Here is a 9,478-nt window from a genome sequence, read left to right on the forward strand (position 1 = left end):
ACTTTTTTATTGATCCGGCGACCTCCTAGATCTACTCGGGTGCTTTTACACTCTTTCGCTAGACGTCGCTCTTCCGATCCGGCGGACGTCCTCGGCGGGCAGCGCCTCCACCGCCCGACTCGCGGTCGGCGGCAGCGGCCAGCGCCACCCGTCGTCCCGGTGCCGGGGCAGCGCGCCGCCGCCCGCCTCCAGTTCGGCCAGCAGGTCGGCGGCGGCGACCGTGACGTCGCCGGGTGCCACGCCGGAGACCGTCCGCACCACCAGCACGTCCCACGGCAGCCGGGCCCAGAGGGCGGTACGGCCCGCGCCCGGCACCGGGCGCAGCCGGACCAGGGTGGCCGGGTCCAGCCGGACCAGGCGGGCCAGGAAGGCGCCCGCGTCGGCCACCCCGGCCAGCCCGTGCCCGGCCGCCGGCCCGGTCACCGCGCGTCCTCAGTCGGGGCCGCCAGGCCCGGGGCGTAGCGGAGCAGGAAGGCCCGTTCCTCCGGAGAGATCCGGCGGGGCCGCTGCGCGACCAGGTCGAACGGGACCAGCACCGAACGGGCGGTGCTGGCCAGCACGTCGCCGTCATACAGCTCGTAGGCGACCGTGAACGAGGCCGCCCGGAGCTGCTCCACCCACAGCTCGATCCGGACCATGGGGGCGGCCTCCGCGGTGGCCCGGCCCAGCGCGTAGTCGACCGGGCGCAGATAGTCGACCTCGTGCCGGCGGATGACCACCCCGTCGGCGAACGAGTCCACTCCCCACGCCCGGCCGCCGGCGAACATCAACGCCACCCGCGCCTCCTCGTAGAGGGTGAGGAAGCGGGCGTTGTTGACGTGCCCGTACGCGTCCAGGTCGGACCAGCGCAGCGTGCAGTGGTAGACGAACCGGTCAGTCACGGGTGAGCTTGCGGTAGGTCACCCGGTGCGGCCGGGCAGCCTCGGCGCCGAGCCGGTCGATCTTGTTCTTCTCGTACGCCTCGAAGTTGCCCTCGAACCAGAACCACTTGGCCGGGTTCTGGTCGTCGCCCTCCCAGGCCAGGATGTGGGTGGCGACCCGGTCCAGGAACATCCGGTCGTGGGAGATGACCACGGCGCAGCCGGGGAACTCCAGCAGCGCGTTCTCCAGGCTGCCCAGGGTCTCCACGTCCAGGTCGTTGGTCGGCTCGTCGAGCAGGATGACGTTGCCGCCGATCTTCAGGGTCAGCGCCAGGTTGAGCCGGTTCCGCTCGCCACCGGAGAGCACCTTGGTCGGCTTCTGCTGGTCCGGCCCCTTGAACCCGAAGGCGGCGATGTACGCCCGGGACGGCATCTCGACCTTGCCGACCATGAGGTGGTCCAGCCCGTCGGAGACCGTCTCCCAGACCGTCTTGTCGCCGGCCAGGCCGGCCCGGCTCTGGTCGACGTACGACAGCGAGACCGTCTCGCCGACCCGGACGGTGCCGTCGGTCGGCTCCTCCAGCCCGACGATGGTCTTGAACAGCGTGGTCTTGCCCACGCCGTTCGGGCCGATCACGCCGACGATGCCGTTGCGCGGCAGCGAGAAGGACAGGTCGTCGATCAGCACCCGGTCACCGAAGGCCTTGACCAGGTGGTTGGCCTCGATGACGGTGCTGCCCAGGCGGGGGCCCGGGGGGATCTGGATCTCCTCGAAGTCCAGCTTCCGGGTCTTCTCCGCCTCGGTCGCCATCTCCTCGTACCGGTCGAGGCGGGCCTTGGACTTGGTCTGCCGGGCCTTGGCGTTGGAGCGGACCCACTCCAGTTCCTCGGAGAGGCGCTTCTTCATCTTGGCGTCGCGGCGGCCCTCGACGGCCATCCGGGCGGCCTTCTTCTCCAGGTAGGTGGAGTAGTTGCCCTCGTACGGGTAGGTGCGGCCGCGGTCCAGCTCGAGGATCCAGTTGGCCACGTTGTCGAGGAAGTACCGGTCGTGGGTGATCGCGATGACCGTGCCGGCGTACTTGGCCAGGTGCTGCTCCAGCCACTGCACGCTCTCCGCGTCCAGGTGGTTGGTGGGCTCGTCGAGCAGCAGCAGGTCCGGCGCCTCCAGCAGCAGCTTGCACAGCGCCACCCGGCGGCGCTCACCACCGGACAGCTTGGTCACGTCGGCGTCCGGCGGCGGGCAGCGCAGCGCGTCCATCGCCAGCTCGAGCTTGGAGTCGATGTCCCAGGCGTCGGCGTTGTCCAGATCCTCCTGGAGCTTGCCCATCTCCTCCATCAGCTCGTCGGAGTAGTCGGTCGCCATCTGCTCGGCGATCTTGTTGAACCGCTCCAGCTTGGCCTTGGTCTCGGCGACCGCCTCCTCGACGTTGCCGAGCACGGTCTTGGCGTCGTTGAGCGGCGGCTCCTGCGCCAGCATGCCGACGGTGTAGCCGGGCATCAGCCGGGCCTCGCCGTTGCTCGGCTGGTCCCAGCCTGCCATGATCTTGAGGAGGCTGGACTTACCGGCGCCGTTCGGACCGACCACACCGATCTTGGCCCCCGGCAGGAAGTTCAGCGTCACGTTGTCGAGCACGACCTTGTCGCCGTGCGCCTTGCGCGCCTTTTCCAGGACGTAGATGAACTGGGCCACGGTGCGGGCTACCTCCGTCGGTTGCGATCGCGAGCTTGCTCAGGGGCGCGGGCGCGGGGTCGCTCCCCCGCCGCCGGCCGGGAGCCGGCCGCGCGCACGCCATCGTCAATCCTGACAGGTACGGCCCGCTCCGCCCACATCACCCCGTCCCGGCGGCCCGGCGCGCCGCCGGCCGGCCGGAGGGTGTAGACAAGATCACGATGAGGGTTCGGTGGATCTGGGACGGGTACGTGACTCAGTCACGGGGGAACAGACGCCGCAGCTACGCTCAGTACGCTCTCATCGCGGTGGACCCGTCAGCACCCGGAGGTGGCCGATCGTGACCGTCCGTAGCTCCTTTGTCGTTGTGGCGAACCGACTGCCGGTCGACGAGGTGAGCACACCCGAGGGGCGGCAGTGGCGGCGTAGCCCGGGCGGGCTCGTCACCGCGCTGCACCCGGTCCTCGCCGAGCACCAGGGCACCTGGGTCGGCTGGGCGGGCGGCACCGGTGCGGCTCCCGAGCCGTTCGACCTGGAGGGCATCCGGCTGCACCCGGTGCCGCTGAGCGCCGAGGAGCTGGAGCGCTACTACGAGGGGCAGTCCAACGCGACGATCTGGCCGCTCTACCACGATGCGGTCGAGACCCCGGCCTACAAGCGCCGCTGGCGCGAGGCGTACCGGCTGGTGAACGCCCGGTTCGCGGAGGCCGCGGCGGACGTGGCGGCCGAGGGCGCGACGGTCTGGGTCCAGGACTACCAGCTCCAGCTGGTGCCGGCGATGCTCCGGGAGTTGCGGCCGGACCTGCGGATCGGGTTCTTCCTGCACATCCCGTTCCCGCCGATCGAGCTGTTCATGCAGATGCCGTTCCGGACCGAGATCCTGCGCGGCCTGCTCGGCGCGGATCTGGTCGGCTTCCAGCAGCGGCTGGCCGCGCAGAACTTCGTCCGGCTGGCCCGTCACCTGCTCGGCCTGCGCTACGAGGGGCAGATGATCCAGGTCGACGGCCGGCAGGTGAAGGCCGGCGCCTTCCCCATCTCCATCGACACCAGGGAGATGGAGCGGATGGCCGCCGACCCGGCGATCCAGGCGCGGGCCAAGCAGATCCGCGAGGAGCTGGGGAACCCGAGGACGATCATCCTCGGCGTCGATAGGCTGGACTACACCAAGGGGATCGAGCTGCGGCTCAAGGCCTTCCGGGAGCTTCTCGCTGACGGAAAGTTGACAGTTCCCGACGCGGTTATGGTGCAGGTGGCCACGCCGAGTCGCGAGCGTGTCGAGCACTACCAGGCACTTCGGGTGAAGGTCGAGCGCGAGGTCGGCCGGATTAATGGTGAATTCGGACGGGTCGGCGTGCCGGCCGTGCATTATCTGCATCAGTCGTACAGTCGCTCCGAACTTGCCGCGATGTACGTCGCGGCAGACGTGATGATGGTGACCCCGCTGCGAGACGGAATGAATCTGGTGGCCAAGGAGTACGTCGCATCGCGCGCCGACCAGGGCGGCGCGCTCGTGCTCAGTGAGTTCGCCGGCGCCGCGACCGAGCTGCGCCAGGCGTTTCTGTGCAACCCGCACGACCCCGACGCGGTGAAGGACGCGCTGTTGCGCGCCGTGCACGTGGAGAGACCCGAGGCCCGTCGCCGCATGCGGATAATGCAGCGCCACCTGCGCACCCACGATGTGGGGCACTGGGCCAAGTCCTTCCTGACCGAACTCGGCGTGCCCGATGCGGAGGCCGCCGCGTGAGCGCTCCCGCCGCCACCCCGCACGGCGGGGTGATGGATCCCGAGCTGCGCGCCGCGATCGGCCGGATCGCCCGCGTCCCGCAGCTCCTGGTCGCCTGCGACTACGACGGCACCCTCGCCCCGATCGTCGAGGACCCGAGCAAGGCCGTACCGCTGCCCGAGTCGGTGGCCGCGGTGCGCGCGCTGGCCTCCCTGCCGCAGACCAGCGTCGCCGTGGTCTCCGGCCGTGCCCTGCGCGACCTGGCCGCGCTCTCCCGGCTGCCCAGCGAGGTGCATCTGGTCGGCAGCCACGGTTCCGAGTTCGACATCGGCTTCGTCGAGCGGCTCACCCCCGAGCTGATCGCGGTGCGGACCCGGCTGCGGGACGCGCTGCGCGAGATCGCCGCGGCCCACCCCGGGGTACGGCTGGAGCGCAAGCCGGCCAGCGTGGCGGTGCACACCCGCGGGGTGGACCCGCAGATCGCCGCCTCCGCCGTCGAGGCCGTTCGCAGCGGCCCGGCGACCTGGGACGACGTGACGGTCACCCAGGGCAAGGAGGTCATCGAGCTCTCGGTGGTCGCCACCCACAAGGGCACCGCCGTCGACCAGCTCCGGACCCAGCTCGCCGCCAGCGCGGTGCTCTTCATCGGCGACGACGTCACCGACGAGAACGCCTTCGGCAACCTGCACGGCCCGGACGTCGGCATCAAGATCGGCCCCGGCGACACCCAGGCCGACTACCGGGTGGCCGAGCCGATCGAGGCGGCCCGGGCGCTGGGCCTGTTGCTGGAGACCCGCCGGCACTGGCTCTTCGGCGAGCGGGCGGTGCCCATCGAGCGGCATTCGATGCTGGCCAACGGGCGGACCGTCGCGCTGGTCACCCCGGAAGCCAAGATCACCTGGCTCTGCCACCCCAAGCCCGACTCGGCGGCGATCTTCGCCGACCTGGTCGGCGGCAGCCCGGCCGGCCACTTCACCGTCGGCCCCCAGCGCGGCGGCATCCCGCTCGGTCAGCGTTACCGCAGCGGCACGATGACCGTGGAGACCCGCTGGTCCGGGCTGACCGTCACCGACTGGCTGGACCTGCCGGCCCGAGAGACCACGCCGGACGGCGAGGCGGTCGTCACCGGCGACTCGACCCTGGTACGGGTGCTCAGCGGCACCGGCCGGGCCCGGATCGAGTTCGCCCCGCGCCCCGAGTTCGGCCAGGTGCAGGTGCAGCTCCAGCCGCTCGACGACGGGCTGCTGGTGCTCGGCTCCAACGAGCCGGTCGCGCTCTACTCGCCCGGCGTGCAGTGGGAGGTGACCAACGACGGGGGCTTCGAGAGCGCGCGGGCGGTGGTCGACCTCACCGCCGCCGGCGGCCAGGTGGTGCTGGAGCTGCGCTTCGGCACGCACAGCCTGGAGCACCACCGGCTGCCGATCCACGACCGGCAGTCCTCGGCCGAGCAGCCGTGGAAGGAGTGGGTCGCCTCGCTGCGGCTGCCCGGCACCGCCCGGGATCTGGTCGCCCGCAGCGCGCTCACCCTGCGCGGGCTCTGCCACGAGGCGACCGGTTCGATCCTCGCCGCGGCGACCACCTCGCTCCCCGAGGAGCTCGGCGGCGTACGGAACTGGGACTACCGCTACTGCTGGCTGCGGGACGCGGCGATGACCGCGCGGGCCCTGGTCGACCTCGGCTCCACGGAGGAGGCGGAGGGGCTGCTGCGCTGGATCGACGGCGTGGTCGAGCGGACCGGGGGGCACCCCGAGCGGCTGCACCCGCTCTACACGGTCGACGGTTACGAGCTGGGCGCCGAGGCGGTCATCGACACCCTGCCCGGGTACGCCGGCTCCCGGCCGGTCCGGGTCGGCAACCTCGCCAACCACCAGCTCCAGCTCGACGTCTTCGGCCCGATCGCGGACCTGATCGCCGCGGTGGCCGACGCCCGGGGCTCGGTGCGGGACGACGAGTGGCGGGTGCTGGACAACATGGTCGAGGCGGTCCGCCGCCGCTGGCACGAGCCCGACCACGGCATCTGGGAGGCTCGCCTCACCCCGCGGCACCACATCTTCTCCAAGGTGATGTGCTGGATGACCGTGGACCGGGCGCTGCACGTGGTCCGGCAGCACGGGCACGAGGACCGGCCGGAGTGGGTGGAGCTGCGCGACCGGATCGGGTCCAACGTGCTGGAGCACGGCTGGCACGAGGAGGCCGAGGCCTACAGCGTCGCGTACGGGCACGACGAGATGGACGCCTCGTCGCTGTGGATCGGCCTGTCCGGGCTGCTCCCCGGGGACGACCCGCGGTTCCTGTCGACGGTGCTGAAGATCGAGGCGGAGCTGCGCAGCGGCCCGGTCGTCTACCGGTACCACTGGGACGACGGCCTGCCCGGCCGGGAGGGCGGCTTCCACATCTGCACCTCGTGGCTGATCGAGGCGTACCTGCGCACCGGCCGGCGGACCGACGCGGAGGAGCTGTTCGCCCAGATGATCGCGTTCTGGGCAACCGGGGACTCGGCGGCTTCGCCGGCCTGCTGATCGGGTCGGTCACCGTGCAGGTGTCCGCCCGCGCGCAGTGCCCGGTGCTGGTCGTGCGAGGCGAACCGCGCGCCGACGGCCCGGTGGTGGTCGGGGTGGACGGCTCCGAGTGCGCCACCGAGGCGCTCGGGTGCGCGTTCGACGAGGCGGCCCGGCGCGCCAGTGGGTTGGTCGCGCTGCACGCCTGGCTCTATCCGACGTCGGTCGCCCCGGGCGACATGCTGCCGCTCGTCTACGACCTGGACGCCCTCGCCGCGGAGGAGGAACGGCTGCTCGCCGAGTCCGTCGCCGGCTACGCCGAGCGGTACCCCGACGTACCGGTCCAGCGGCGGTTGGTGCGCGGTTCCGCCGCCGGAGCCCTGGTCGAGGCGTCCAGGCACGCCCAGCTCGTGGTCGTCGGCGCCCACGGCCGAGGAGCCGTCGCCGGGTTGCTGCTCGGTTCGGTCAGCCATGCCCTGCTGCACCACGCGCAGTCCCCGGTGCTCATCGTGCGGCATCGACCGACCGGCGGCTGACGTGTGATCGGGCCCAGAGCGGGTAGACCACCGCGCCGTGCGGCGCGGACGACCGTGGCCCACGGCACCGGTGTCACCAACTCGGGGGATCGATGTCGGACGCGCCAGCCCAGCCGGACCGGCCGCCCCGGGAGGTCGTCGAGCTGCGGGTGCACGGCGTCTCGGGCGCCAGCGCGGAGCAGGTGCTGGACCGGCCGAACGTGCGGCAGGTCGCCGGGGACCGCAGTGGCGGCTTCTACCGCCCCCGCCCCGGCTACCCGGACACCACCGGCGCGGGCGGGGTGACCCTGGAGGCGTACCGGTGGCGGGACCTGCCCTCCGGCACGGCCGTACGGACGCTGTCGCTGGTGTTCCTGCTGCCGTTCATGCTCTGCAACATGGCGATCTGGATGCGCCCGGCCGGCGACGGCATGCCGGGCGCCGTCCTGAAGGGCCTGTGCCGGGTGCTCGCGCTGACCCTCACCGCGCTGTACGTGCTCGCCGTGGCCGGGGCGGCCCTGGACCTGGTCGCCTGGAAGTGCATGGCGTCCCCCCGATGCCTGGCCGGCCGGAGCTGGCTGTCCTGGCTGGGCGGGCGGCCCGCCGGGCTGCGCCTGGCGCTGCTGGCGCTGGTCCCGGCCGCCGCGGTCGCCCTGGTCTGGCGGCTGGGCACCCGGCCGGGATGGGCCTTCGCGGAGTTCCGGGGCCCGTTGACGGCCTCGGGCCAGCACCAGCTCACCGCGGTCGGGCAGTGGGACGCCGCACCGATGGTCGCCCGGCTGCGCGCGATCCACATCGCCGCCGCCCTGGCCACCCTCGACGCCGTGCTGCTCGCCGCGCGGATCACCGGCAGCGCCCCGGCGGCCTGGATCGTGCCGCTGGCCGTTCTCACCGCAGCTGTCCTCGCCGCCTGCGTCGTGCTGGTCTGCGCGCACCCGGTCATCGACCGGACCGAGCGCAGCCGGGGCACCGACCGGGGCGTGCGGCAGCTGCAGGCGGGGGCGCTGGTCCTCACCGTCGCGGTGCTGGTCGCGGTGGCGGTGGATCCGGCACCGTGGCCGGCCGTGATCAACCTGCCCGCGTACCCGACGATCCTCGGCGTGCTCTTCCTGACCCAGACGGCCCTGCTGATCGTGCTCGGGGTGGCCGTGCTCTGGGCCCGGGGTCCGGCACCCGGCGGTTCCCGGCTGCGGGCGCTCGGCTCCCCGGTCATGGGCGCCGTCGCCACCGGGCTGGCCGTCGCCTTCTCCGCCGAACTGGTGTACCGGGTGGCGGACCTGCTGGACCGCAGCGCCCCGACCGCCGAGCGACTGGCCAGCAGCCCACCCCTGGCGTACAAGTGGGCGATCTTCGGCTTCTTCCTGGCGGTGGCGGTCGCGTCGGCGACCGCGGTGGTGGTGGCGGTGGCGTCGGGACCGGCCCGCCGCCGCGCGGCGGCGGCGATCCTCGACCGCGACTTCCCCGACGCGCCGCCAGAATCCGGCCCACGGCGGCAGGAGGTGGAGAAGGCCATCGCCCGGGCCCGGTTCACCGAGCGGCTGACCCCGCTCGCCCTCACCTACGCCGCGCTCAACGGGCTCGGCATGGTGACCACCACGCTCGGCATGGTCAAGCAGTATCCCGGCGATCTGATCGACCGCTGGACCCCGATCCCCGCGGACCTGGTCAACTTCGCCCTCGTCATGGGCAGCTACGTCATCGCCTTCGTCGTCCTCGGCCTGATCATCGGCGGGCTCTTCGCGTACCGGACCGCGGAGTTCCGCCGTTACGTCGGCGTCCTGTGGGACGTGGGCACCTTCTGGCCCCGTGCCGCGCACCCGTTCGCGCCGCCCTGCTACGCGGAGCGGGCCGTGCCGGAGCTGAGCCGCCGGATCGCCTACCTGACCGGGCAGGGCCACGGCGTGCTGCTGACCGGGCACAGCCACGGCTCGATACTGCTCGCCGCGGCGGTGCTGCAACTGCCGCCGCAGACCGTCGACCGGGTGGCCCTGCTGACCTACGGCTCCCCGATGCGCCGGCTGTACGCGCGGTGGTTCCCCGCGTACGTGCACCACGAGGTGCTGTGCGAGCTCGGGCAGCGGGTCGGTTGGCGGTGGATCAACCTGTGGCGGGACACCGATCCGATCGGCGGGTGGGTCTTCTCGCCGCACCTGCCGGGCGAGCCGGCCACCGTCGCCGGACCGCCCGCGTCGGTGGACCGGCGGCTGCGGGCC

4 protein-coding genes and 3 pseudogenes are annotated in these 9,478 nt (G+C 72.4%); 4 read left to right on the forward strand and 3 right to left on the reverse strand.

Translation table 11 applies throughout. From position 1 onward, the window contains the following. Window positions 1-57 precede the first annotated feature (57 nt). From ACWEVO_RS19925 to ettA, 3 genes and pseudogenes are all read right to left on the reverse strand, one after another. Window positions 58-423, reverse strand: a pseudogene (locus ACWEVO_RS19925) (hypothetical protein); the annotation flags it as partial. Beyond that, complete coding sequence (locus tag ACWEVO_RS19930) at window positions 420-881, reverse strand: acyl-CoA thioesterase (RefSeq protein ID WP_452309016.1); 462 nt, start codon at window positions 879-881, stop codon at window positions 420-422. The pseudogene ACWEVO_RS19925 and the gene ACWEVO_RS19930, both read right to left, overlap by 4 nt. Next, window positions 874-2,550: an energy-dependent translational throttle protein EttA gene (gene ettA, locus ACWEVO_RS19935; protein ID WP_452309017.1), complete on the reverse strand. Its 1,677-nt coding sequence runs from the start codon at window positions 2,548-2,550 to the stop codon at window positions 874-876. Before ettA ends, ACWEVO_RS19930 begins: the two co-directional genes overlap by 8 nt. A 319-nt stretch (window positions 2,551-2,869) precedes the next feature. Here ettA and ACWEVO_RS19940 point away from each other — a divergent pair, with 319 nt between their 5' ends. The 4 genes and pseudogenes from ACWEVO_RS19940 to ACWEVO_RS19955 all read left to right on the forward strand — a co-directional run. After that, window positions 2,870-4,273 carry an alpha,alpha-trehalose-phosphate synthase (UDP-forming) gene (locus tag ACWEVO_RS19940; RefSeq protein ID WP_452309018.1) on the forward strand — a complete coding sequence of 468 codons (1,404 nt, stop codon included), beginning with the start codon at window positions 2,870-2,872 and terminating at the stop codon, window positions 4,271-4,273. A 32-nt stretch (window positions 4,274-4,305) separates the two neighbouring features. Further along, a pseudogene (gene otsB / locus ACWEVO_RS19945) lies at window positions 4,306-6,726 on the forward strand (trehalose-phosphatase); the annotation flags it as partial. A 2-nt stretch (window positions 6,727-6,728) separates the two neighbouring features. Further along, window positions 6,729-7,286, forward strand: a pseudogene (locus ACWEVO_RS19950) (universal stress protein); the annotation flags it as partial. 92 nt (window positions 7,287-7,378) lie between these two features. Further along, window positions 7,379-9,478, forward strand: a 2,100-nt coding sequence (locus ACWEVO_RS19955; protein ID WP_452309019.1) for a hypothetical protein, incomplete at its 3' end; no start/stop codon positions are given.

This window comes from Micromonospora sp. NPDC003776, assembly GCF_053605645.1.